The following is a 23,520-nucleotide window of genomic DNA, read 5'->3' as shown; positions in this document are numbered from 1 at the left end:
CAACCCGGCTTCAGCCCGGTCGGCGCAGCGACGCGGCGGGCGGGCGCTCGCGCATCGCGCCGTAGGCGAGGAAGTACGCGGGGGCCCGCTTCAGCCACGGCGCCCGGTTCAGCAGATCGGCCATCCGCAGGGCGCCCACCGCCTTGCCGACCGGTGAACGCCCGCTGAGCAGCGGTTCGATGACGCGGGCATGGGCGAGCCGCTGGAGTGCCTGGGTCGCCGCCGTGGTCGGCCACCGGCGGCGCTGGACGGCGCGGACGTCGTGCAGTCCGACGGTGCCCGCACGCAGCGGCCGGACGAGATGGCGGGCGGCGGCGACGGCGTCCTCGACGGCGAGATTGATCCCGATCCCGAAGACGGGCGACATGGCGTGCGCGGCGTCGCCGATGCACAGCAGCCCGGGGCGGTGCCAGCGGCGGAGCCGTTCCATCCGTACGTCCAGCAGCTTCACCTCGTCCCAGGACTTCAGCTCCGGCTCGCGGTCGGCGAGCCACGGGGCCACCTCGGCGAACTCGGCCAGGAACCGGTCGAGACCCGCGGCGCGGCGTTCCTCGTCGGCGCCCTTGGGGATGAGGACGGCGCACTGCCAGTAGTCACCACGGTCGATCATGGCGGTGAGGAAGCGGTCGCCCGCGTTGCCCACCACCCCCTGCGGATCCGACGCACGCCGCGGCAGCCGCAGCCACCAGGCGTCCATCGGGCAGGGGAAGGAGCGCAGCCCCAACTCGGGCAGGGCCCTGGCCAGGGAGCCCCGGCCGTCGCAGGCCACCGTGAGGGTGGCGTGCAGTTCGCCGGTGGCGCCGTCCGGGGTGTGCTCGCGATAGCGCACCCCGGTGATCCGTCCGCCCTCCCGGAGGAAGGAGGTGGCCTCGGTGTTCAGCCGCAGCCGGAACGAGGGCTCCCGCGCGGCCTCGTCGGCCAGCAGGTCCAGCAGGTCCCACTGCGGCACCATGGCGACGTAGTTGTACGGCCCGGAGAGGGCGCCGATATCGCCCACGGTGACCAGGTCGCCGTCCGGCCCGATGGGCAGCTGGACGGTGCGGACGTGCCGCTGGGGCAGGGCGGCGAACCGCTCGGCCAGGCCCAGGTCCTCCAGCAGCGCCAGGGTGCTGGGGTGCACCGTGTCACCGCGGAAGTCGCGCAGGAAGTCGCCGTGCTTCTCCAGGACGGTCACCTCGACGCCCGCTCTGGCCAGCAGCAGCCCGAGGACCATCCCGGCGGGACCACCGCCCACCACACAACACGTGGTCCGTTCCATCGCTTGCGCTCCCTTCGCTATGTCAGGAGACAGGGCAACACCTCAGAATCGGTACCCCGGGGAGCCACGCCCTATCACCACCGGTGCGGGGAGCGGAGGGACCAGTGGGGTCACTGATCCGGGGTGCTCGGTGTGCCGTCCCCTTGAGACGTCCCGGACTTCCGTCCGTATGACCGCTTGACGGTGTGGGGCGCAGAAGGAGGTCGTATGGCAGCCGAACACGATCCCGGCCGGCGGACCGGACGCCGGACGGTCCAGCCGACCGGCAGCACCTTCCGCACGGTGCCCGCGCCCGGTCCAGTCCCGGAGCCCGGTGCGGCGCGGGGACCGGACGCGCCCCCGGGGCCTCCGGTCGAGGAGTGGATGGAGGAACTGCGTCTGTTCCGCCCGCCCGGTGCTCCGCTGCCGCCGGTGGCCCATCAGATGGCCGAGGCCGACACCCAGGAGATGGAGCCCCGTCCGGGGGTGCCGGGCTCTTGGGACGCGGTGCCCCTGGCTCCGGCCTCCGGCGCCTTGCGCGTACCCGGCCCGCTGGTACGGCGCCGCTCCCGGGCCGCGGCGCTGCTCATGGGCGGACTGGGCGCGGGAGTCGCGCTGACGCTGGTCCTGGTGCTGCCCCGGGACGCGGCGACGGGTGCGGCCGCCCCTCCGGTGACGGGCGGGGTGAGCGCACCGCCGTCGGCCGGGGGCGCCATCACACCCACGGAGCCCGCAGCGCCTCCGTCACAGCCCCGGGAGCGGACGCCGGACGGGGAGTGGCAGCAGAACGCGCATCCGAACATCCTGACGCTCGGGGACAGCGGTCCGCAGGTCACCGAGCTCCAGACGCGGCTGCTGCGGATCCCGGAGGTGTACCGGGGCGGACAGGTCAACGGCACGTACGACCAGACCCTCGCCGAGGCCGTGTCCCGCTTCCAGGTCTGGTACGGGATCCGTGGTGACGCCAACGGGGTGTACGGGGACGCCACCCGGCGCGATCTGGAGTCCCGCACCTGAACGGCCCCCGCACCGTCCGTCGGACCCGGACCCGGACCCGCCGCGGCCGTCAGACGCTGCCGAAGACCTGGGTCCAGTAGGTACCGGCCCGGCTGCCGGTGGCGTAGCCGACGCCGATATGGGAGAAGTCGGGCTTGAGGATATTGGCGCGATGGCCCGGGCTGTTCATCCAGCCCTGGACGACCTCCGCCGCGGAGCGCTGCCCGCAGGCGATGTTCTCCCCGATGCCCCGGTGGGTGGCTCCGGCGGCCCGGGCCCGGTCCCAGGGCTGCTGCCCCTCGGGCGCGGTGTGGGAGTAGAAGTCACGGGCGACCATGTCGTCGCTGTGCCGCTGTGCGGCCGTGGTCAGCCGCGGTTCGGCGGTGAGCGGGGCGAGCCGGGCGGCGGCCCGCTCGGCGTTGGTGAGCGTGATGACCTCGGAGGTGAGCCGGTTCAGACCGTCCGGGGTGAACGGCCGGGCCCACACCGCCGTCCAGTAGACGTCACCGCCGGGGCCGACCGCCCGGCCGAGGCCGAGGTGGACCACGGCCGGATCGCCGAACGGGCCGCGGCGCTCCCCGCCGGACAGGCAGTACTCCACGAACTCCTCGGGCGTGCGCGGACCGGAGACCAGGTGCTCTTCGACGGTCAGACAACGATAGCCCGAGGTGGCGATCTGCTGAAACAGTGAGACCCCGTCCGGGCCCTCCACGGCGAGCCGGCCGACGGCGGCCATGGACCCGGCGTGTTTCCGCGCTGCCGTGCTCAGCCGGAGGTCGAGGGTCAGGGGCGGCGCTCCGGCCCGCGCCCGCGCGGCGTTCACCACGGCGAGCGATCCTTCCGGCGCGGGGCAGTGCCCCTGCCGCGGGAGCGGGGAGGGTGCCGGGGCGGCGGGCGGGGCCGGGGCGTCCTCGGCCACCTCGACTCCGAAGTCCCGCGCCACTCCGGCCAGTCCGTCGGCATACCCCTGGCCGAGCGCACGCACCTTCCACCGGCCGCCGCGCCGGTAGACCTCGGCGAGCAGCAGCACGGTCTCCTGGGCGGGGCGTGGCGGGGTGAACCGGGCGACCGGCGCGCCGCCGCCCGCCAGGACGGTCAGCACGGGCACCGGCAGCCGCCCGAGCGGGGTGGCGGGGTCGCCGGGGCTGACGACGACGGTGATCCGCTCGGCGGCCGGGCGCAGCCGCCGGGGGTCGAGGGTGAGGGTGTCGCCGTGCAGCCGCGCGCCGGGGGCCGAGGGCTGGTTGAAGAAGACGAAGTCGGCGTCGCCCGCGACCTTTCCGTCCGCGCCCGTGATCAGCGCGGACAGGTCGAAGGGACCGGGCACCCTGATCGTCAGCGCGCCCTCGGGCAGCGGCAGGTTGCCGCCGGGGACCAACTCGCCCATGTCCGCTCCTCACCACCGCGTTCATGGGGGCAACGCCCCGGCCGGGCCGGTGGTTCCGGAAAACGGGTCCGCGCCCGCCCCGGGCCGTGGGAGCCGGGGCGGGCGCGGTTCAGCCGGGCGGCGCGGTCAGACCGGGACCGCGACGTACTTGTACTCCAGGAACTCGTCGATGCCGACCCGGCCGCCCTCACGGCCGAGTCCGGACTGCTTGACCCCGCCGAAGGGGGCCGCCGGGTTGGAGACCAGTCCGGTGTTGAGGCCGACCATGCCGACCTCGAGCCGTTCGCTCATCCGCAGCGCCCGGTTGAGTTCCTGGGTGAACACATAGCCCACCAGCCCCCATTCGGTGGCGTTGGCGGTGGCGACGACCTCGTCCTCGTCGTCGAAGCTGAGGATGGCCGCGACCGGTCCGAAGATCTCGGTCTCCATCAGCCTGCTCGCGCGGTCCACTCCGGTGAGCACCGTGGGCGGGTAGAAGCAGCCGGGTCCGTCCGGGGTGCTGCCGCCGACCAGGACCTCGGCGCCGCGGGCCACCGCGTCGGCGACCAGCTCCTCGACCTTCTCCCGGCCCGCCCGGTCGATCAGCGGGCCCACGTCGACACCGGGGCGGCTGCCGGGGCCCACCTCGAGCGCGCCCATCCGGCGGGCGAGCCGCTCGGCGAACTCGGCGGCCACGGACCGGTGCACGAAGAACCGGTTGGCCGCGGTGCACGCCTCCCCCATGTTCCGCATCTTGGCCATCATGGCGCCCTCGACCGCGACATCGAGGTCGGCGTCGTCGAAGACGACGAAGGGCGCGTTGCCGCCGAGTTCCATGGAGGTGCGGACGACGGCGGGCGCGCACTGGGCCAGCAGGGTGCGCCCGACCTGGGTGGAGCCGGTGAAGGAGAGCTTGCGGATCTGCCCGCCGGTCAGCAGCGGCTCCACCACCTCTCCCGCGCGTGAGGTGGTCACCACGTTCAGTACGCCCGGCGGAAGACCGGCCTCCTCCAGGATCCCGGCGAGGGCGAGGCTGGACAGCGGCGTCTGGGGCGCGGGCTTGAGCACCATGGTGCAGCCCGCGGCGATCGCCGGGCCGATCTTGCGGGTGCCCATGGCCAGCGGGAAGTTCCACGGGGTGATGAGCAGACAGGGGCCGACGGGGCGGCGCATCAGCAGCATGCGGTTCTTGCCGTCCGGCATCGTGGCGAAGCCGCCGTCGATACGGACGGCCTCCTCGGAGAACCAGCGGAAGAACTCGGCGGCGTAGGCGGCCTCACCGCGCGCCTCGGCGAGCGGTTTGCCCATTTCGGCCGTCATCAGGGCGGCGAGCGCGTCGGCGCGCTCCAGGATCAGTTCATAGGCGCGGCGCAGGATCTCGCTGCGGGCCCGGGGCGCGGTGGCGGCCCACTTCTCCTGGGCGTCCTCGGCGGCGGCCAGGGCCCGCTGACCGTCCGCGGGGCTGGCGTCGGCGACCTCGCACAGCGCCTCACCGGTGGCCGGGTCGTCGACCGGCATGGTCAGGCCACCGGCCGCGTCGGACCAGGATCCGGCGATGTAGAGCTTCTTGGGCACCGTGGCGAGCACATCGGCCGCGGCGGGGAACGAGGGGGTGGACATGGCGGCAGTCTCCTTCGGGGTGCGGTGCGTCAGGAGCCCGCCGTGCCGGCGCTCACGGCGGCGGACCAGGCGCGCAGACCCTCGTCGATCGCCGCTTCGTCGACGACCAGGGCGGGGATCATCCGGACCACATGGTTCCAGGCCCCGCACAGCAGCAGCAACAGCCCTTCGTCGATCGCGGCCTTCTGGACCCGGGCGGCCGTCGCCGGGTCCGGCTCGCCGTCCTCGGTGACGAACTCGCTGGCCTGCATCAGACCGAGGCCGCGGACATCGCCGATGGCCGGGGTCTTCGCGGCCACGTCCTCGAGCCCGCCGCGCAGCCGCGCCCCCATGGCCGCGGCGTTGGCGACGAGGTTCTCCTCGCGCACCACGTCGAGGGTGGCCGCCGCGGCGGCGCACGCCACGGCATTGGCGCCGTACGTACCGCCCTGGGAGCCGGGCCATGCCTTGCTCATCAGCTCCTCGGAGGCCGCGATACCGGACAACGGAAAGCCGCTGGCCAGGCCCTTGGCGGTGACCAGGATGTCGGGGCGGGTCCCGAAGTGGTCATGGCCCCAGAACTTTCCGGTGCGCCCGACGCCGGTCTGCACCTCGTCCAGGATGAGCAGGAAGCCGTGGCGGTCGGCCCGTTCGCGCAGCCCCTGGAGGAAGCCCTCGGTGGCGGGTACGTAGCCGCCCTCGCCGAGCACCGGTTCGACGATGATCGCCGCGGTGTCGTCGGGGTGGGAGATGCTCTGGAGGACGTAGTCCAGCTCGCGCAGGGCGAACGTGGTCGCGGTCTCCTCGTCCCAGCCGTACCGGTAGGCGGTGGGGAACGGGGTCACCACCACACCGCTCATCAGGGGCGAGAAACCGGAGCGGAAGCGGGTGCCGGAGGTCGTCATGGACGCGGTCGCGACGGTACGGCCGTGGAAGCCGCCGTGGCAGACCAGGACATTCGGCCGTCCGGTGGCCTGACGGGCCAGCCGCAGGGCCGACTCGACAGCCTCACTGCCCGAGTTGGCGAAGAACAGGCTGTCGAGCCCCGGCGGCAGCACCTCGCCCAGCTTCTCCACCAGCCGCCGCAGCGGCGGGTGCATCACGGTCGTGTACTGGCCGTGGATGAGGGTGCCCACCTGCTCCTGCGCCGCGGCGACGACCCGCGGATGGCAGTGTCCGGTGCTGGTGACGCCGATGCCCGCGGTGAAGTCGAGATACCGCCGGCCGTCCTCGCCGTCGACGTGGACGCCCTCTCCACGGACGGCGACCACCGGGGTGGCCTGGCGAAGCTGCGGCGACAGATTGGTCATGTTCTCTCCCACACCCAACAGGTCGGCGTTTCCACGGACTCTTCGAGCGTGCCGGAGCGGACCGGGCGAAGACAATGATCATTGTGTCGCTCTGTGGTGATCGGTATGGACGATCTGTCAACGGCTCCGCACCGGCACGGTGTCAAGGGGGCCCGTTGCGCACGGGACGGGAGCTTGTCAGAGTGATCCGCATGAACGGCTCCGGCGGTATCGCGTACGAGGCCGACGGGCCGCTCACGCTCGACGCCGCGCTGCGGCTGCCGGTGCTGGCGGCGGGGCTGCCGGAGGTGGTCTCCGGCCAGGGACAGCTGTCCCGTCCGGTGCGCTGGGTGCATATCACCGAGCTGCTCGACCCGGCCTCGTTCCTCAAGGGCGGGGAGCTGGTGCTGACCACCGGGATGCCACTGCCGGAGGAGGACCCCTCGCAGGTCCGGCGCTATGTGGAGGAGCTGGCGGACATCGGCGCGGCGGGGCTGGTGATAGAGCTGGTCCGGCGCTACCACCGGCCGCCGAAGGAGCTGGTGCGCGCCTGTCTGGACCGGGATTTCCCGCTGGTGCTGCTCTCCCGGAGCGTGAACTTCGTGGAGGTCACCCAGATCGTCCACTCCATGATCATCGGCAGTCAGATCGAGAGCCTGCGGCGGGCCCATGACGTCCATGACACCTTCACCGCACTGACCCTGCGCGGCGCCGAGCCCGATGAGGTGGTGGGCATGGCGGCCGAGATGAGCGGCCATCCCGTGGTGCTGGAGAACCTGGTGCACCAGGCGGTGATCTGCGGCCCGCCGGGGCCGGGCGTCGAGGAGGCGCTGACCGGCTGGGAGCGAAGGTCCCGCGCCACCCCCTCCCCCGACCGCACCGAGCTCAGCGGTCCGGAGCACTGGCTGGTGACGGCGGTGGAGTACCGGGGCGAGCGCTGGGGACGGCTGCTGATGCTCCCGGACGCCTCCGGCGCCCCGGCCACAGGGCCCGAGCACGCGATGGTCCTGGAGCGCACGGCCACCGCCCTGACCATCGCGCGGCTGACCCAGCACACCCGGTGGGAGCGGCGGGCGCAGCGCACCCTGCTGCTGGACCTGGTCGAGCAGCGCTGCCGGTCCGCCGGGGAGGCCAGGGCGCGGGCCGAGGCGCTGGGCACACCGGTGCGCGGGCGCCGGTTCCTCGTCGCCCTGGTCACCCTGGCCCGGGGGCCGGGGCCCGAGGAGTCGGCGGAGCTGGCCGACCGGCTGACCGCCGAGCTGGCGACGGACGGGACGTCCGTGCTGGTGGGCGCGGTGCCCGGGGACCATATCGGGGTGCTGCTCGGCTTTGCGCCCTCGGTCTCCTGGCGTCCGCTGGTGGAGCGGCTGAGCCGCTCGGTGCGGGAGTCACGGCCGGACGCGGTGGTCAGCGCGGGCTCGGAGGTGGCGGATCTGTCGCGGCTTGCGCGCTCCTTCCAGCAGGCGGCCCGGGTCGCGGACGCCGCCGTCCCCGGACTTCCGGACAAGCCCTTCCATGAGCTGTGCGATATCGGACTACGGCAGCTGCTGTACGCGCTGCGGGGCGATGTACGGGTGCAGGAGTACGTGGAACGGCAGCTGGGGCGGCTGGTCGACTACGACGAGCGGCATGGCACCGATCTGCTGTCGACGCTGCGCGCCTATCTGGACGCGGCGGGCAACAAGACCGTGGCCGCCAAGCGGGCCAACCTGTCACGTCAGGCGTTCTACCAGCGGCTGCGTTCGATCGAGCGGCTGCTCGGCTGTGATCTGGAGTCCGGCGTCCAGCGCACCGAGCTCCATGTCGCGCTCACCGCCTTCCAGGTACTGCGGCTGTCACAGGGTCCCTCCTCCGCGCCCTGAGCCGTCCGCGCCGCCCGGCGGGTCCCAGCGGACGGCGAGCCGTTCGGGCGGCCGCTCGGCGGAGCCCGCCCGCGGCACCGCCTCCGTCGGCGCCATCGCCAGCCGCAGCCCGGGGAGGCGGGTGGCCAGCGTGCGCAGGGCCGTCTCCAGCTCCACCCGGGCCAGCCGGGCGCCGGGGCAGTAGTGCGCGCCGTGGCCGAAGCCGAGGTGGCGCGGGGTGCGGCCGGGCAGCAGCTCATCGGGGGCGGTGAAGACGGTCTCGTCACGGTTGGCCGAGGCGAGGGAGACCAGCACCACGTCTCCGGCGGGCACCACCACCCCGCCCATGGTGATGTCGGCGGTCGCGCGGCGGGAGCGCAGCGCGTCGCCGAAGGTGCCGAGCCGCAGCAGTTCCTCGATCAGCGCCCGGGAGTCGGCGGGCCAGGGCGCGGGCAGGCCGCCCCGGGTGAGCAGGGTCAGCACCGCGTTGGCCACGGCGGCCACCATCGTCTCGTAGCCGGTGACCAGGAAGGTGGCGGCGAGGGAGACGGCGGTGGCGTCGTCGCCGTCGCGGGCGAGCGCCGAGACCAGATCGTCCGCGGGCGCCGCGGCGCGGGCGGTGACCAGCGCTCCGGTGTACGCCATGAGGTCGCGCTGGGCGCGCTCGACCTCATCGGGGCTGTGTCCGTCGACCGCGAGCACCGTCTCGGCCCAGTGCGCGAACCGGTCGCGGTCGCCCAGGGGGACGCCCAGCAGCCGGCACATCACGCGCATGGCGAACGGACGGGCGAAATCGGCCACGAGGTCGGCCTCGGCACGGGCGGCGAAGCCGTCCACGAGCTCCTCCGCGATCCCGGCGACCGCGGGGCGCAGCCCGTCGATCCGGGTGCGGGTCAGCGCCGCGGTGGCCCGGGTGCGCAGCGCGGTGTGCTCGGGCGGGTCGGTGGTGAACAGCAGGCCCGGCAGCAGGACCCCGGGCCGGATACGGGGTGCGCCGGGTGCGGTGAGCGCGGCCTTGCTCAACCGGCTGTCGGAGAGCGCGAACCGGGCGTCCTTGTACCGGGTGACCAGCCAGCCGAGGTCGCCGGACGGCATCCGGACCCGGCTGACCGGGCACTCCCGGCGCATCCGCGCGTAGCACGTGGGCGGTTCCGCCGGGTGGTCGCCGGGGAACGGCAGCCGTGGCGGCCCGGCGGGGGCCCGCGGATCGCTCACGGGACGTCCCCGGGCGCCGTGCCCCCGGCTCCGTCCGCGCACAGGGCCTCCCGGAGGGTGATCGACCACCCGGTCCGCAGCAGCCGCCGGGCGGTCTCGTCGGCGACCGTGTCCAGCCGCCCGGTGAAGACGGCGACCGGGACGGACTCCGGGCCCAGAGGTAAGGGCGGGGTGACCGCACCGGCTCCGAAGACGGGGACGACGGCCCCGGGAGTGATCCCGGTGAAGGCGATCCGCCGCAGCCGGGAGTGCACGCTCCACCACAGACACGCGGCGTGGGCCAGCGCGGTGGCGACCTCGGTACCGCGCCGTCGCGGCCGTACGATCTGCCGGGCGAACATCAGCAGTTCACCGTCGCCGAGCGTCTCCTCCAGCGGGCCGAAGTCCTCGTAGAGCTCGCCCTGTCCGGCCCGGCCGACGGTGACCCGGAGCGCGCCGGCCACCGCGTCGCCCTCCGTGCACAGCAGATGGACGGCCCGCTCGTCGTCCTCGTCCCAGACCGGAACGCCGAGGCGGTGCAGCGTCCGCCCGTGATGGGCCCGGCGCAGCTGGAGGATGTCGGCGCGGAGGGGGGTGGTGCGGGCGATCCGTACGGTGCGGACGGCTCCGTCGCGGGTGTAGTCGGCGACCGCTGGATCCAGTCCGGCGAGGGCCCGGGCCGCCTCATGGGTCCTGGAGTGGCGGCGCGGCCACAGCCGGTCCGCGCCGGACCGGCTGTGGCCGCGTGTCGCCCACCCCTCGGGCGGGGTCACTTGACGAAGTCCTCGACGACCTTCGGGGGCCAGGAGCCCACATTGAGGATGCCCATCGAGTAGGCACGGGAGACCAGGGCCGCCCGGTTGGGCACCCGCAGCTTACGGAGCAGCCGGGTCACGTGGTACTCGACGCCCTGGCGGCTGAGGTAGAGCCGCGCGGCCAGGGGGATCGTCGACAGACCGGCGGCGATCCCCTCCAGGATGCGCGCCTCGATCTCGGTGAGCAGTTTCTTGCGTTCGGTGACCATGTCGACCTCGCCGTCGCCCGCCGCGGGGCGCAACAGCACGAGGATGGAGGCCACATGGGAGCGGCCCTCGCGTACGGCCACGGCCGTGAGCACACTGGTGAAGGCCGAACCCTGGGGTCCGACGAGCACCGTATGGGCGGCGACGCGATGACGGGAGCCGTCCACGAGCCCGGTGAACTGGCGCCGCAGGGTCTGCTGAACGCTGGGGTGGACCAGATCGCAGAAGTCGCGGCCACAGACATCGGCCGACGCGTCGTCGAACTGGCGGAAGAACTCCCGACTGGCCTGCTGGACCGTCAGGGACGGGTCGAGACATACGACACACACCCCTGGCTGCTCGAACTGGCGCAGGAGGTCGGCGTACTCGGCCTGTTCACATCCGAGCTCGTGGGGGGTTGGCCGAGCCGAATCTGCTAGTGCGGACATTGCCAAGGGACTGCCATCCCTTCCTGAATTCTGAATTTACCGGGGGGAATTGCGCGCGCAATTGTTTTTCGAATGTGATTTCACAATGGAGACTAGGGAGGAGTGGCTGATCCAGTCAACGTCAACTGCGGCGTTGCCGCCCAATCCCGTGGTCGGCGGGGTCCGGGGGTTCGGTCCGCACCCCCGGGTTTCGGTGGTTCGGTTCGGTGGTTCACCCGGGACGCCGATCGTCACTCAATTACCGCCGTTAACTGCGGTTTTGCGGTTGAAGGCGGGGCAGCAGACCGATGAGTTCGCGGCGACCGGAGACCTCCAGCTTCCGGTAGGCGTGGGTGAGGTGCTTCTCGATCGCGCGCGTGGTCACGCCGAGTTCACCGGCGATCTCCTGGTTGGTGAGCCCTCGGCCGACGAGGGCGATCACCGTGTGTTCGGTGCGGGTGAGACCGGTCTCCGGCCGTGCGGCGGGCGCCGCGCGGCCGTTCCGGGTGCGGGCGCGTTCGCCCAGCCAGGGCGCGCCACAGGCGGCGGCGAGGCCGGCCGCCTCCTGGAGTACGGCCTCCGCTTCGGTGCCGCAGCGCAGCCGTCTGCCCAGGGTCAGCAGGGCGCGTGCGAGTTCGAGCTCATTGGCGGAGGCGCGCAGGACATCGACGGACTCCCGCAGGAGGTTCACCCCCCGGTCGCCGCCGTGCAGCCGTCCCTTGAGCCGCAGGGCACGGCCGACCGCGACCGGCGCGCCCCATTCCACGGCCCGCAGATGCTCCTCCTCGGCGAGGGCGAACGCCGCGCGGGCGTCACCGACGCGCACCTGGAGGGCGGCCGCGCAGGGCCGCCACGGGAAGAGCACGGGGTTGCGCCAGCCCGACGCCTCCAGCTGCCGTCCGCAGGCGAGCAGGGTGTCCAGCGCGGCGTTCCACCGGCCGTGCCCGGAGTCCTGCACCGCCTTGAGGAGCTGGAGCGCGGCGGTCAGCGCCAGGCTGGCGGAGCGGCGCCGGCCGAGCCGGTCGAGGATCCGCTCGGTGAGCGCGGGGTCGCGCAGTTCGAGGGCGACACCGGTCAGGGCCACGGTGGAGATGACCCCGATCTCCTGCCAGTGCGCCTCGGCCAGCCGTGCGGCGCGCTCGGCGTGGTCGAGCGCCTTGGCGGGCCGTCCTCGGGCGGTGAGCACCATCGCCTGCTCGAGGTGGACGAACGCGTCGACGACGGTGGCGTCCTGCCGCACGGTGTGGCGCTCGGCCGACAGCCAGGAGCGGATGTCCCGCACCGAGTCGGAGGCGACCAGGGCGATCACCACCAGGGGCAGCGCCGAGTGCACACGTGCGGAGGTGGCCGGTTCGCGCTCCAGGATGCGGTGGGCGATTCCGGTGATCCGGGCGGTGGGCAGCCGGGCGGTGAGCGTGGCCGCGGTGAGCAGGACCGCGGTCAGCTCGCGTTCGGCGGCCGAGCCGAGCGGTGGTTCCTCCCCCATACCGCTCAACCGGGCCACGGAGGCGGCCAGTTCGGCCGGATCCTCGTGCCCGGCGTGCCGCAGCCGCGCCTCAAGCCGCAGGGACAGGTCGCGCGCGGTGCCCTCCAGTCCGGCCACCGGGCCCAGGTCCTCGGCGACCTGGTGCAGCAGATCGAGGACGGAGGGCGGGGTGAGTCCCACGATGGTCGGCGAGATCCGCAGCGCGGCGGCGGCCCGGTGCCGGGCCGAGGGCAGCAGGGGTATCGCCTGGGAGATATGGCGTTCACAGGCGGCCGGGTCGAATCCGCGCTCCGCGGTGGCCAGATCGATCAGCAGCCGTGCCCGCCCCTCGCCCGAGAGGGAGCCGTCCAGCAGGGCACGCCGCAGATAGCGGGCGGCGATATCCGGCGCGCCGCGGCGCAGCGCGGTGTCCGCGGCGGCCCGCAGCACCTCCACCGACCAGGGGTGCCGGGAGGCGGTGACGGCCATCAGCTGGGCCGCGACCAGCTCCGCGGGACATCCGTTGCGGTACAGCAGTTCGGCGGCGGCGTCGTGCAGCCGCTCGCGCTCGGCCACGGTCATGGAGGACTCGACCGCGTCCTGCACCACCCGGTGGACGAAGCGCGGCTCCTGTTCGGTGGCGGTCAGTCCCAGTTCGTGGACGGCGCGCAGGGCGGCGGTGTAGCCGATCGCGTCCAGTCCGGCGAGCCGGGCCATCAGATCGGGTTCGCCCTGGTCGCCGAGGACCGCGATGGCCGCGGCCAGGTCCCGTACCGGCTGCGGCTGGGTGCGCATACAGCCCGCGAGCCGCTCCCGGAGCTGGGAGGGGCGCAGTTCGCGGGCGGCGTCGGCGTGGCACGCGGTGGGCAGGTGGCCGCCCACGGCGAGGCCGAGCAGCACCGACAGCAGGAACAGCGGATTGCCGCCGGATATCTCGTGGCAGGCGCGCGCGAACTCCTCATCCCCCCGCTCGCCGAACTGCTCCCGGATCATCTCCTGGGTGCCCTCGAGGGTGAGCGGCGCGGGGCTCAGCACCCGCGCGGCCCCATCGGTGACCTCGGTCAGCAGTGGGTGCTGGGCGCGCGGATCGCCGTCCCGCAGGGTGCACACCAGGACGACGCGCAAGCCGTGCAACCGCTTGACCAGATAGGCGAGCCAGCGCAGGGAAGGGGTGTCCACCCACTGGAGGTCATCGACGAGGATCAGCAGCGGGCCGTCGGCACAGACGTCGGCCAGCAGGGAACGCAGACCGTAGAGAACCGCCTCGCTGGCGGCGGCCGCCCGCCCCTCCCCCGCCGGGACGGCGTCGTCGGCGAAGACGGTGCGGGTGAAACCGCCGTGCTGCCGCAGCCAGCGTTCGCGAAGCTCCTCGGGGGCGCCGGTGAGCAGACTGTCGAAGAGCTGGCGGACCACACCGAAGGCGAAGTCCTGCTCCATGGGGGCGGCGTTGGCGCGCAGCACCCGTACGTCGTCGTCCTCCGTGGGCGCGGCCAGCTGTTGCAGCAGCGCGGTGCGGCCGATCCCGAGCTGGCCGGTGAGCAGCAGCAGTGACGACTCTCCCGCGCGGGCGGCCTTCACGGCCTCGGCGACCTGGGCCCGCTCGGCCTCGCGCTCAAGCAACATCCGTCCCGTACCCCTCTGTCGCCCGGATCAGCGTGCGCAGTTCCGCCCGCCCGCGGATCCGCAGCTTTCGGTACGCGCCGCTGAGCCGGAGCTCGACGGTGCGAGTGGTCACCGACAGCAGTTCGGCGATCTCGCGGTTGCCGCGGCCATGTCCGGCCAGGGTCGCGGTGCGCCGTTCGGCCTCGGTCAGCGTGGCCCACGCCGGATGCGGCACCACACCGGACGCGGCGGACCGGCTCAGTCGCCCGGTGAGGACGCGCACCCGCGCGGCCAGCCTGCTGGAGGGCCGGTGGGTGGTGGTGAACGTGGCCAGTTCGGCGAGGAGCGCGGAGGCCGCGCGGTGGTCCCCGGCGTCGAGTTCGGTCCCGGCCAGCTCGGCGAGCGCCCCGGCGAAGGCCAGCAGGGAGGGGGTGCCGCGGAGGGTGCGCACGGCCTCGCGGAGCCGTTCGGCGCGGGCTTCGCGGGCCACCCGCCCGGCACCGAGCTGGGCCCAGCCGAGGGCGCTCGGCGCACCCCACCGCCGGGCCAGCGCAAGCTCCTCCTGCGTCAGCCGCTCGGCCTCCTCATGGTCCCCGGCCCGCTGGCAGGCGCGGGCGGCCATCGAACGCCAGGGCATCAGCGCGGGGTTGAGGTGACCGCGGCGCAGCAGCCGTCGTCCGGCGGAGCGGAAGCGCTCTCCGGCGTCGGTGACGCGGCCGTCCAGCAGGTCCACCATCCCCTGGGCGAAGAGCAGATACGCCCAGGCCGTGGCCTGCCGCTCCCCGGTGGGCGGGGCGGTCGCGGCGAGCGCCCGGGCCCGGTCGGACTGACCGCTCTCCAGGGCGACGATGATCTGCACGGCGGACAGATACGGGGCGGTGTCGGGATGCCAGCGGGCGTGGGGCAGACAGCGTTCGGCGGCGGCGGCGTCCCGCTCGGCCATGTCCAGCCGTCCGCGGCGCAGATGGAGTTCGCCGCGGACGGCCAGGACGAGCGCGGAGGCGGCGCGGGCGTGGCGGCGGCGCAGTTCGGTGTGGAGGACGTCCAGCCGGGTTTCGGCCTCCTCCACGTCGTCGGTGAGAAAGAGGGCACGGGCCGCGGCGAGCCGGGGCAGGATCAGCGCGCCGCCGCCTTCCTGGCCGGTGACCGCGCGGCGGGCCAGCTCCCGGGTCAGGGGCAGGTCCTCGGCGCGCAGGGCGAGCTGCCAGGCGCGCGCCCCGGCCTGCGCCGGGCAGGGTGGCCGGTCGGGCAGCGGGGGGACATCGGCCAGCGTCAGCGCGCTGTCACCCTCCCGTTCCTCCTCGGAGAGCCAATACAGGGCGGCCAGTTCGGCCCGCTCGGCGTCGTGGGCGGCGGGCAGCGCGCTCAGCACCGCGCGGCGCAGCCCCTCGACATCGCCGCGGGTCAGCCCCAGGTCGGCGGCGCGGGTGCGGGCCCGGGCGAGCTGATCGCCCCCGGTGCGGATGATCTCCTCCAGGCGGCGGTCCCCTGCCTCGGGTGCGGCCAGCACCTCGATGGCGGCCAGTTCCAGTCCCAGCCGGGCCCGCGATCCGGGTTCCATGGGCTCTTCCAATGCTCGGGTCAGACAGGCGATGGCCTCGGCGGACCGGCCGGCCCGCAGTGCGGCGGCGCAGGTGCGGCGCAGGGTGTGGACGGCCCAGGGCTCTCCGGCGGGGCGGGCGGCGAGCAGCAGACGGGTGATGTCCTCGTCGGGCACGGCGGCCCGGTGCGCCAGTTCGGCGGCCCGGGCGAAGAGGTCGGCGCGCTCGGCGGCGGTCATCTCCTCCAGGACCCGGGCCCGTACGTCGGCGTTGCGCAGCCGAAGACCGGTGCCGGTGCCGGTGCCGGTGGCGGTGCCGGTGGCGGTGCCGGTGCCGGTGCCGGTGGCGACGGTGAGTCCGGTCGCCTCCAGGGTGGCGCGCAGCCCCGGCTCCCGGGCCGCTCTCGGCCCGGCGAGGGCGTACAACAGGGGCAGATCGAGCAATTCACCGCAGACCGCCAGCGCCCGCAGCACCGCCACGGCGGTGTCCGGCAGTCCGCTCAGCGCCCGGGTGGTGTGCTCACCGGTGACCGAGGTGATGAGCGCGCGCAGCTCGGGCACGCGCGAGGCCAGCGGCCGGAGGCCGCGCCCGGCGAAGCGGCTCAACGCCTCGTGCGCCACCGCGGGATTGCCCGCCGTGGCCTCCGCCGCGGCCGCGGTGAACGGTTCCTCGCCGGGCTCACCGCAGAGCATCGCCACCGCGGTGGCGATGTCCCGGTCGGTCAGTGCGGACAGAGTGAGCTGGGTGACGGGTACCGGGTCGGCGGCGGAGACGATGCCGCTCCAGCCCGCGTGATGGTCACCGGTGCTGCTGGCCAGGACCGCCGTCGGGGTGCCGGGCAGTCTGCGTATCAGGGCTCCGAACCAGCGCAGCGAGGCCGGGTCCAGTCGGCCCACGTCCGCCACGGTCACCAGCGTGGGCCGGTCACGGGCGGTGCGCAGCAGTTCGGCCAGTCCCGGTAAACGGCTGTCCGGGCCGTGTCCGGACAGGGCCCGCCGGGTGCCGTCGCCGAGCCCGTCCACCGGGGTCAGCAGCTGGTCGACGGCGCCGTAGCGCAGGCCGCTCTCGCTGGCGGTGGCCTCGGCACGCAGGACGCGCATTCCGCGGTCGACGGCGAGCCGGGCCGCCCATCCGAGCAGGGCGCGCTGTCCGAAGCCGGGCCGCCCGGCGATCGTCACGATCGCCGACCGACCCCTGCCGAGGTCGGTGATGACCCGCGACAGCGCGGCCTGCTCTCGTTCTCGCCCGGGGAACGGGAGCCCGTTGAACTGCATGGTGTGACTATATGTCCGGGGCGTTGCCCGGGAGCCGACCCGGGTCGTCACATAGTGGTCAGTGTCGTCCGCGCGAGACGGAGACCCAGGCCGGGGCGCGTGGATCGGGAACGCTCGGGGTGTGCAGGACCGAGGCGAGCTCGGTGCGCTGGTTCACCCCCAACTTGCGGTAGACGCTGGTGAGATGGGTTTCGACGGTGCGCACCGTGACGAACAGCGACTCGGCGATGTCCCGGTTGCCGGCGCCGCGCGCGGCGAGTCCGGCGACGGTGCGCTCGGTGCCGGTGAGCAGGTCCACCGGCGAGGCGGTGATCTCCCGCATCCGGCCGCCCGCGGCGACGAGCCGCCCCCGGGCCTCCCGGGCGAGCGCGAGGGCGCCACAGCTCTGGGCCAGGTCCGCGGCCGTCCGCAGACGCTCCCGCGCCCCGCGCGGATCGCCCGCGTCCAGCAGCGCCCCGCCGAGCAGCAGTTCCGCCCGGGCGTACTCGGCCCGGGCCGGTGAGCCGGACAGCTGGTCGACGGCCTCGGTGAGCAGTTCGATACCGGACGCCCCGGGGGTGATCACTCCGCGGGCGAGGGCGGCGAGACCCAGCGCCCGGGGGGTGTTCCAGCGCCGGGCCAGTTCGGTGCCGTGGTCGACGGCGTCCCGCACCCGGTCGGGGCGCTTCTCCGCGGCGCAGAGACAGGCCGCCTCGGCCCACCAGGGGACGAAGACGGGGTTGGTGAGCCCGGCTTCGGCCAGCGAGGCTCCGCAGTCCAGCAGCAGGCGCAGCGCGGTGTCGCCGTCGCCCAGCGCCCACCGGGCCCGTGCGCGGGCCATCAGATACCAGTGGTACTCCATGGCGAACCCGTCGATGTTCGGCCGGGTGACCCGCGCCAGCAGCTCTTCGGCGCGCTCGGGTTCACCGCGGTCGATCAGGACGGTGGCCAGCGCGGTCTGCGGCATGGTCACGTTGGTGCACCACCGCTCCTCGCCGATGATCTCCACGGAGGTCTGGGCGTCGGCGAGCGCGTCGGCCATCGCGCCGATCCCGTGCAGCACCAGGGCGCGGCTGGCCAGGGCGATCACATACGACCACACCGCGGCGTTGTCCTGGCTGAGCCGCAGCGAGCGGTCCAGCGCCTCCAGCGCGCCCTCGGTGTCGTCGGCCAGGCTGAGGCTGACCGAGGACAGCAGCACCGACCAGTTGTCGACCGCGACCCCCGAGGAGCGGAGGGTGTGCCGGGCCCGGCAGACCGTTCGCGCGGCGGAGCTGCCGCCCAGCGCGGAGTGCAGCGTCATCACGGCCAGGACCTGGCGCTGTGCGGGGGTGTCCCCGGGCGGCTCGGGCAGCCGCGCGAACCGCTCCCGGACCGTGTCGATGGTCGCCTTCTCATCGGAGCCGGTGATCAGCAGCGCGGAGCGGACGAGGGTGAGCAATTCGGCGTCGGCCGGGTCGGGATCGGGTCCCGTCGCCGCCTCGAGCGCGTCCAGTACGCAGGTGAGCACCCGGACGGCGCTGCGGGAACGCTGCACGGGCAGACAGGTCATGCCGTACTGCACGGCGATGGGCGCCTTGGCGCGGACGTCGGAGGTCAGCGACAGCGCGTGCTCGAGCAGCCGGACGGCCTCCACCGGATTGATCTCGGCCAGCGCCCGGGCGAGTTGGACCCGGACCGGAACGCTGTCCGGCTCGGCCTCCAGGACCCGGTACAGATAGCGGGCGGTCGCCTCGGGGGCGCCCCGGTGCTCGGCCTGCGACGCGGCCTCGCGCAGCACCATGCGCATCCATGGCTCGGGGGTGCCGGGAACCAGCAGCACCTGGTTGGCCACTTCCTCGGCGGGCCGTCCGATATCGCTCAGCAGCAGGGCGGCCCTGGCGCGCAGCGCGGCCAGCGCCGGGGCCCCGGCGGTCTCGAGCACCGCGGAACGCACCACGTCATGCGCCAGGTCCGGGCGGTCCGGCGCCATCACCTCGGCGTCCCGCAGCAGTGCGACGGCCTCCTCGACCCGGGTGGCGGGGACACCGGCGAGCGCGCCGATATGTCCGGTGTCCTCGTCGCCGAGAACGGCGATCGCGGTCGCCACGTCCCGGACCCAGTCGGGCCGGTGGTCGAAGAGCGCGCGCACGGACAGCGCGACCACGTGCTGGCCGACCTCGGCGATCTCCTGGATACCGCGCTCGTCCGGGGATACGCCCTTGGCGCGCAGCTCGCGCAGCAGCCGGGCCACGGTGAGCGGATTGCCGCCGCAGACGGCCGCGGCGCGCTCGGCGAACGTCGGCGCGACGGGGGTGGGGAAGACCAGCCGCGCCATCTCGCCCACGTCCGTACCGGTGAGCGGGTCGAGGCGGAGCACCGAGGTACGGGGGTGGGCGACGATATCGGCCAGGGCCGCGGGCGCGGTGGGCTCGGCCTCGGTGCGCTGGGCGAGCACCACGAGCAGCGGGAGGTGGTCGGCGCGCCGCAGCAGGAAGTCGATCCAGCGCAGCGACCGTTCGTCGCACCAGTGCACATCGTCCAGCACGAGCACCAGCGGGCCCTGGCCCATCAGATTGGCGGCGAGCCAGTACAGCCCGTGCAGCACCGGATAGGCGGGCGCCGCCGCGCACGGCTCGTCATGCCCGGGGTCGGGGGTGAGGGCGGGGAGGGCGCGGGCGGCGCTGCCGCGCAGCAGCGGGGAGTCCCCGGCGTTCGCGTGGTTGAGTCCCAGGGTGGCGAAGAGGGCGCGGACGCCGCCGTAGCCCGTACCGGCGGCGACCTCACGGCAGGTGCCGTGGAGCACGGTCAGCTTCCGGCAGGCGTCGCTCTCGAGGAAGGCGCTGAGCAGACTGGTCTTGCCGATTCCGGCCGGGCCGGTCAGCAGCACGAGTCCGGAGCGTCCGGCGACGGCGGACTCGGCGTGGGCGGTGAGCGCCGCGAGTTCCCCGGTGCGGCCGACGAGAGCGCCGGAGGGGCCGGAGGCCGTGGTCCGCTCGTCCACCACGACAGCCCCCTCGGCCCCACACACGGCACTACTACAAACTGCGAAAAACTCGAAAACTACGCTACTCGGAGCGATCGTCAGGCTACATGAACGGTATGAGGACGATCAATGACGTGCGCAGAGGCTGAAGGGGCCCGGAGGCGGGCGGTGTGGGTGAGGCTTACACCGGTCCGCACCCCGGGCCGTGCGGTTTCACCGTGTGGGTACGAGGTGTGGAGTTCTCTATGGCGTCTCCTTTCGTCGCGTCACGAATCTGATCGAGTCACGTTTCTTACGGAGTCACGCCTGATCGGTTCGGAGTCAGCGCGTGGAGCTCGAACCAGACGACCTTGCCCACCGCCGTGCTGGTACTGCCCCAGCAGCGGGAGAGCAGTTCCAGCAGATGGATCCCGCGTCCCCCTTCGTCGTTCTCGCCCGCCCGGCACAGCCGGGGCTTTCCGCAGTCCTCGTCGGCGACCTCGCACCGGAAGGCACGGTCGGTCGCGCACAGGGAGAAGGTCAGCCGGATCGGGCCGCAGGCGTGCCGCACCGCATTGGTCACCAGCTCGCTCACCAGCAGTTCGGCGTCGTCGATGTGATCGCTGAGGGCCCAGGCCGTCAGCTGCGCGACCGTGAGACGGCGGGCCTGGGACACCGAGGCGGGTTCGGACGGCAGCAGCCACGAGGTCCCACCGCTGGTGGCCGGGGCATTGCGCACCGGACGCCGGGCCGCGCTCATCGGGGCCGGCGGGGCGATGGTGAGGGTCGGGACGTTCATGCCGACTGGTCGGGGCAGGCCCGGGGCGCGGGGATGACGCGCCCGTCGGGGAGCAGTTCGCCCGTGTCCGCGAAGATCACCACTCCATTGCAGAGCAGGCTCCAGCCCTGCTCGGGATGGGTGGCCACCAGACGCGCGGAATCATGGTCGGGCGCGTCCGCAGAGGGACAGGTGGGCTGATGGAGGCACATAACTGAACCTTCGCTCTTCCGCCGACGGTCGGCGGAACTCTTCCAACGTCGTCAGCATCGGTCCGGGCGCGGGTCCGCGACGAGGGGAGATATCCCCGCATCGGTACCCGATCCCACCCATCGACCCCCGGGGAGGTCACACCCGGCCACCACCGCTCACCACCGGTACACAGACCCGCACCCCTGGTCGTGGAGTGCGGACACAGCGTCGCCCCGAGACCGTCCGACGGGGTGTGCGACGGCCTCGGCGGAGGCATAGCCTTGGTGGTATCGGCTGGGTCCGCGTGAGCGGGGTCCCGCCCACGCCACCGAGCCGGGTTCGAGGCATCGATGGGTACGGTGGCAACGGACATCTCGACCGGACGGCAGACCGGCAGGCTGCCGTCCGAGGTGACGAGCTTCGTAGGGCGTCGGCATGAAGCGGCCGAGGTCAAGAGGATGCTGTCGGCTTCCCGGCTGGTGACCCTCACCGGTGTCGGCGGCGTCGGCAAGACCCGGCTGGCCCTGCGGGTCGCCGAGGACGCGCGCCGGGCCTTCCCCGACGGCGTCTGGCTCGCCGAACTCGCCGAACTCGACAGTCCCGCGCTGCTCGCCCAGAGCCTCACCGAGGCCCTGGAGATCCGGGACCACTCCTCCCGCCCGCCGATGGACGTGCTGATCGATCATCTGCGGGACCGCCAGGTCCTCCTGGTGCTGGACAACTGCGAGCACCTGCTGCACGCCTGCGCCCTGCTCACCGACCGGCTGCTGCGCGAGGCCCCGCTGCTGCGGGTGCTGGCCACCAGCCGCCAGGTGCTGGGCATCGGCAGCGAACAGACGCTGGCCGTCCCCACCCTGCCGCTGCCCGACACCGCCGGGCCCCGGCTGTCCCTCGGGGCGTTCGCCCAGTGCGACGCGGTACGGCTGTTCACCGAGCGGGCCCGTGCGGTGCTGCCCGGCTTCACCGTCACCGAGGCCAACCGGGACGCCGTGGAGGGGATCTGCCGGCGGCTGGACGGGATTCCGCTCGGTATCGAACTGGCCGTCGTCCGGCTGCGCGCCCTGTCCGTGGAGCAGTTGCTGGACCGGCTCGACGACCGCTTCCGGCTGCTGACCACCGGCTCCCGGGCGGTACTCCCCCGCCACAAGACGCTGCGGGCGCTCATCGACTGGAGCTACGACCTGTGCACCGAGCGCGAGCGGTTGCTGTGGGCCCGGGTCTCGGTCTTCGCCGGAAGCCTGGACCTGGAGGCCGTCGAGGCGGTCTGCTCGGGCGACGGCCTGGTCCGTGAGGAGATCCTCGACCTGGTGACCGAGCTGGTGGACAAGTCGGTGCTGCTGCGCGAGGAGCACGACGCGGCGGTGCGCTTCCGGATGCTGGACACCCTGCGCGCGTACGGCCGGGAGCGCCTGGAGGAGTCCGGCGAGGAGGCCACCCGGCTGCGCTGCCACCGCGACTACTACCGGCAGCTGGCGGCGGACGCGCGTGCGGCGCTGTTCGGACCGGCCCAGGTGCAGTGGTTCTCCCGGCTCCAGCTCGAGCACGCCGATCTGCGGACCGCGCTGGAGTCCTGCTACGACGACCCGGGCGAGACCGTATGCGGTCTGGGGATCGCGGCCGATCTGCTCTACCACTGGATCACCAGCTACTACCTCAGCGAGGGGCGCCGCTGGCTGGACGACGGCCTCGCCGCCTGCCCCGAGCCGACCGATGTCCGGGCGCGGGCGCTGTGGACCGACAGCTGGCTGGCCATCATCCAGTCCGACACCGACGCCGCCTCGGACATGCTCGAGGAGAGCCGGGCCATCGGCGAGCGGCTGGGTCTGGAGCCGGTGCTCGCCTATACCGCGCTCTACTCGGGCATGGTCGCGATGTACCGGGGCGACGCGGACGCCGCGATCGCGCTCTACGAGGAGGCCGTCGACCGCCACCGCGCCACCGGCGACCCGGTGGGGCTGACGCTGTCGCTCATCCGGCTCTCGCTGGCCCACTCCTTCATCGGTGACTCACCGCGCGCCATCGCGCTGGGCGAGGAGTCGCTGGCGGTGTGCGACGCCTACGGCGAGGGATGGCACCGGGCCTACACGATGATGGCGCTGGGGGTCGAGGTGTGGCGGCAGGGCGAGACCGAGCGCGCCGCCGCCCTGGAGCGGGAGAGCCTCGACTTCAACCGCTCACTGGACGACCCGCTGGGGGTCGGGGTCAACCTCGAGGTGCTGGCCTGGATCGCCGCCACCGAAGGGGACGCCGAGCGGGCGGCCCGGCTGCTGGGCGTGGTCCGTACGGTCTGGCGGGCGGTGGGCGCCCCGCTCTCCGGCTACGGTCATCTGGTCCACTATCACGAGGAGTGCGAGGCCGCGGTGGGCCGGGCCCTGGGGAAATCGGCCTTCAACGCGGCGGTCAAGGAGGGCTCCCGGCTCTCCTACGAGGAAGGGCTGGTCTTCGCCCTGGAGAATGAACTCCCCACGGAGGAACCGGTGGTGGCCGAACGGCCGTCTCCCTTGACGCGCCGGGAGTCCGAGATCGCGCAACTGGTCGCCCAGGGGCTGAGCAACAAGGAGATCGCCGCGTCCCTGGTGATCGCCCAGCGCACCGCCGAGGGCCATATTGAGCACATTCTGAGCAAACTCGGTTTCACCTCGCGTGCGCAGGTGGCGGTGTGGGTAGCGGAACAGGGCCGGAGCGCACTCACCGACGGGGAAGACCGGTCCGACACCGCGCCCTGAGGGTCGAAACCGCCGCGTTCCCGGTGAAACCACCCGGTGAGGCCGGTTGAGACAGGCCCGAAAGAGCG

15 protein-coding genes are annotated in these 23,520 nt (G+C 73.5%); 3 read left to right on the top strand and 12 right to left on the bottom strand.

Annotated elements, in window-relative coordinates; genetic code table 11:
- Positions 1–10: 10 nt before the first annotated feature.
- The gene (locus tag AB0C66_RS18325; RefSeq protein WP_362439037.1) at positions 11–1,258 is read right to left on the bottom strand and encodes an FAD-dependent oxidoreductase; all 1,248 of its coding nucleotides are present in this window, start codon (positions 1,256–1,258) and stop codon (positions 11–13) included.
- Positions 1,259–1,465: 207 nt separating this feature from the next.
- On the opposite strand from AB0C66_RS18325, the gene AB0C66_RS18320 reads away from it, so the two are divergent.
- The gene (locus tag AB0C66_RS18320) at positions 1,466–2,254 is read left to right on the top strand and encodes a peptidoglycan-binding protein (RefSeq protein WP_362439034.1); all 789 of its coding nucleotides are present in this window, start codon (positions 1,466–1,468) and stop codon (positions 2,252–2,254) included.
- A 49-nt stretch (positions 2,255–2,303) separates the two neighbouring features.
- Here AB0C66_RS18320 and AB0C66_RS18315 read toward each other — a convergent pair whose 3' ends face one another.
- From AB0C66_RS18315 to AB0C66_RS18305, 3 genes are all read right to left on the bottom strand, one after another.
- On the bottom strand, positions 2,304–3,620 hold the full coding sequence (locus tag AB0C66_RS18315; protein ID WP_362439031.1) for a CAP domain-containing protein: 1,317 nt from the start codon (positions 3,618–3,620) through the stop codon (positions 2,304–2,306).
- Positions 3,621–3,746: 126 nt separating this feature from the next.
- Complete coding sequence (locus AB0C66_RS18310) at positions 3,747–5,219, bottom strand: NAD-dependent succinate-semialdehyde dehydrogenase (protein WP_362439028.1); 1,473 nt, start codon at positions 5,217–5,219, stop codon at positions 3,747–3,749.
- Positions 5,220–5,248: 29 nt separating this feature from the next.
- Positions 5,249–6,508: an aminotransferase class III-fold pyridoxal phosphate-dependent enzyme gene (locus AB0C66_RS18305; protein WP_362439025.1), complete on the bottom strand. Its 1,260-nt coding sequence runs from the start codon at positions 6,506–6,508 to the stop codon at positions 5,249–5,251.
- 191 nt (positions 6,509–6,699) lie between these two features.
- Here AB0C66_RS18305 and AB0C66_RS18300 point away from each other — a divergent pair, with 191 nt between their 5' ends.
- The gene (locus AB0C66_RS18300) at positions 6,700–8,349 is read left to right on the top strand and encodes a PucR family transcriptional regulator ligand-binding domain-containing protein (RefSeq protein ID WP_362439022.1); all 1,650 of its coding nucleotides are present in this window, start codon (positions 6,700–6,702) and stop codon (positions 8,347–8,349) included.
- On the opposite strand, the gene AB0C66_RS18295 is transcribed toward AB0C66_RS18300, so the two are convergent.
- The 8 genes from AB0C66_RS18295 to AB0C66_RS18260 form a co-directional block, all read right to left on the bottom strand.
- Positions 8,323–9,543, bottom strand: coding sequence for a cytochrome P450 (locus tag AB0C66_RS18295; RefSeq protein WP_362439019.1), 1,221 nt, complete (start codon positions 9,541–9,543; stop codon positions 8,323–8,325). The two genes, AB0C66_RS18300 and AB0C66_RS18295, sit on opposite strands and share 27 nt — an antisense overlap.
- The gene (locus AB0C66_RS18290) at positions 9,540–10,295 is read right to left on the bottom strand and encodes a hypothetical protein (RefSeq protein ID WP_362439016.1); all 756 of its coding nucleotides are present in this window, start codon (positions 10,293–10,295) and stop codon (positions 9,540–9,542) included. Before AB0C66_RS18290 ends, AB0C66_RS18295 begins: the two co-directional genes overlap by 4 nt.
- The gene (locus AB0C66_RS18285) at positions 10,292–10,978 is read right to left on the bottom strand and encodes a LuxR C-terminal-related transcriptional regulator (RefSeq protein WP_362439012.1); all 687 of its coding nucleotides are present in this window, start codon (positions 10,976–10,978) and stop codon (positions 10,292–10,294) included. The genes AB0C66_RS18290 and AB0C66_RS18285 overlap by 4 nt, the downstream gene beginning before the upstream one ends.
- Positions 10,979–11,219: 241 nt before the next feature.
- Positions 11,220–14,039: an AAA family ATPase gene (locus AB0C66_RS18280; RefSeq protein ID WP_362439009.1), complete on the bottom strand. Its 2,820-nt coding sequence runs from the start codon at positions 14,037–14,039 to the stop codon at positions 11,220–11,222.
- On the bottom strand, positions 14,029–16,833 hold the full coding sequence (locus AB0C66_RS18275; protein WP_362439006.1) for a LuxR family transcriptional regulator: 2,805 nt from the start codon (positions 16,831–16,833) through the stop codon (positions 14,029–14,031). Before AB0C66_RS18275 ends, AB0C66_RS18280 begins: the two co-directional genes overlap by 11 nt.
- A gap of 58 nt (positions 16,834–16,891) precedes the next feature.
- Entirely contained in the window at positions 16,892–19,798 is a 2,907-nt protein-coding gene (locus AB0C66_RS18270) for a LuxR family transcriptional regulator (RefSeq protein WP_362439003.1), read from the bottom strand.
- Between the two features lie 271 nt (positions 19,799–20,069).
- On the bottom strand, positions 20,070–20,555 hold the full coding sequence (locus tag AB0C66_RS18265) for an ATP-binding protein (protein WP_362439000.1): 486 nt from the start codon (positions 20,553–20,555) through the stop codon (positions 20,070–20,072).
- Positions 20,552–20,746 (bottom strand): DUF5999 family protein, encoded by a 195-nt coding sequence (locus tag AB0C66_RS18260; protein ID WP_362438997.1) that lies wholly within the window; start codon positions 20,744–20,746, stop codon positions 20,552–20,554. The genes AB0C66_RS18265 and AB0C66_RS18260 overlap by 4 nt, the downstream gene beginning before the upstream one ends.
- Positions 20,747–21,076: 330 nt before the next feature.
- Between AB0C66_RS18260 and AB0C66_RS18255 the strand changes: the two genes are divergently transcribed.
- Positions 21,077–23,452, top strand: a complete 2,376-nt coding sequence (locus tag AB0C66_RS18255; RefSeq protein WP_362438994.1) for a LuxR C-terminal-related transcriptional regulator — start codon at positions 21,077–21,079, stop codon at positions 23,450–23,452.
- The last annotated feature ends 68 nt before the right edge of the window (positions 23,453–23,520 follow it).

The sequence above is a fragment of the Streptomyces sp. NPDC048636 genome (assembly GCF_040650655.1).
In the GTDB taxonomy this organism is placed as follows: domain Bacteria; phylum Actinomycetota; class Actinomycetes; order Streptomycetales; family Streptomycetaceae; genus Streptomyces.
Note: the sequence above shows the minus strand (reverse complement) of the source record. Positions and strands in the feature narration are given on the sequence as shown.

Bases quoted from the DNA above. Each gene is read 5' to 3' on its own strand.
- AB0C66_RS18325 (WP_362439037.1), bottom strand. From the start codon at position 1,258: ATGGAACGGACCACGTGTTGTGTGGTGGGCGGTGGTCCCGCCGGGATG.
- AB0C66_RS18320 (WP_362439034.1), top strand. From the start codon at position 1,466: ATGGCAGCCGAACACGATCCCGGCCGGCGGACCGGACGCCGGACGGTC.
- AB0C66_RS18315 (WP_362439031.1), bottom strand. From the start codon at position 3,620: ATGGGCGAGTTGGTCCCCGGCGGCAACCTGCCGCTGCCCGAGGGCGCG.
- AB0C66_RS18310 (WP_362439028.1), bottom strand. From the start codon at position 5,219: ATGTCCACCCCCTCGTTCCCCGCCGCGGCCGATGTGCTCGCCACGGTG.
- AB0C66_RS18305 (WP_362439025.1), bottom strand. From the start codon at position 6,508: ATGACCAATCTGTCGCCGCAGCTTCGCCAGGCCACCCCGGTGGTCGCC.
- AB0C66_RS18300 (WP_362439022.1), top strand. From the start codon at position 6,700: ATGAACGGCTCCGGCGGTATCGCGTACGAGGCCGACGGGCCGCTCACG.
- AB0C66_RS18280 (WP_362439009.1), bottom strand. From the start codon at position 14,039: ATGTTGCTTGAGCGCGAGGCCGAGCGGGCCCAGGTCGCCGAGGCCGTG.
- AB0C66_RS18275 (WP_362439006.1), bottom strand. From the start codon at position 16,833: ATGCAGTTCAACGGGCTCCCGTTCCCCGGGCGAGAACGAGAGCAGGCC.
- AB0C66_RS18265 (WP_362439000.1), bottom strand. From the start codon at position 20,555: ATGAACGTCCCGACCCTCACCATCGCCCCGCCGGCCCCGATGAGCGCG.
- AB0C66_RS18260 (WP_362438997.1), bottom strand. From the start codon at position 20,746: ATGTGCCTCCATCAGCCCACCTGTCCCTCTGCGGACGCGCCCGACCAT.
- AB0C66_RS18255 (WP_362438994.1), top strand. From the start codon at position 21,077: ATGGGTACGGTGGCAACGGACATCTCGACCGGACGGCAGACCGGCAGG.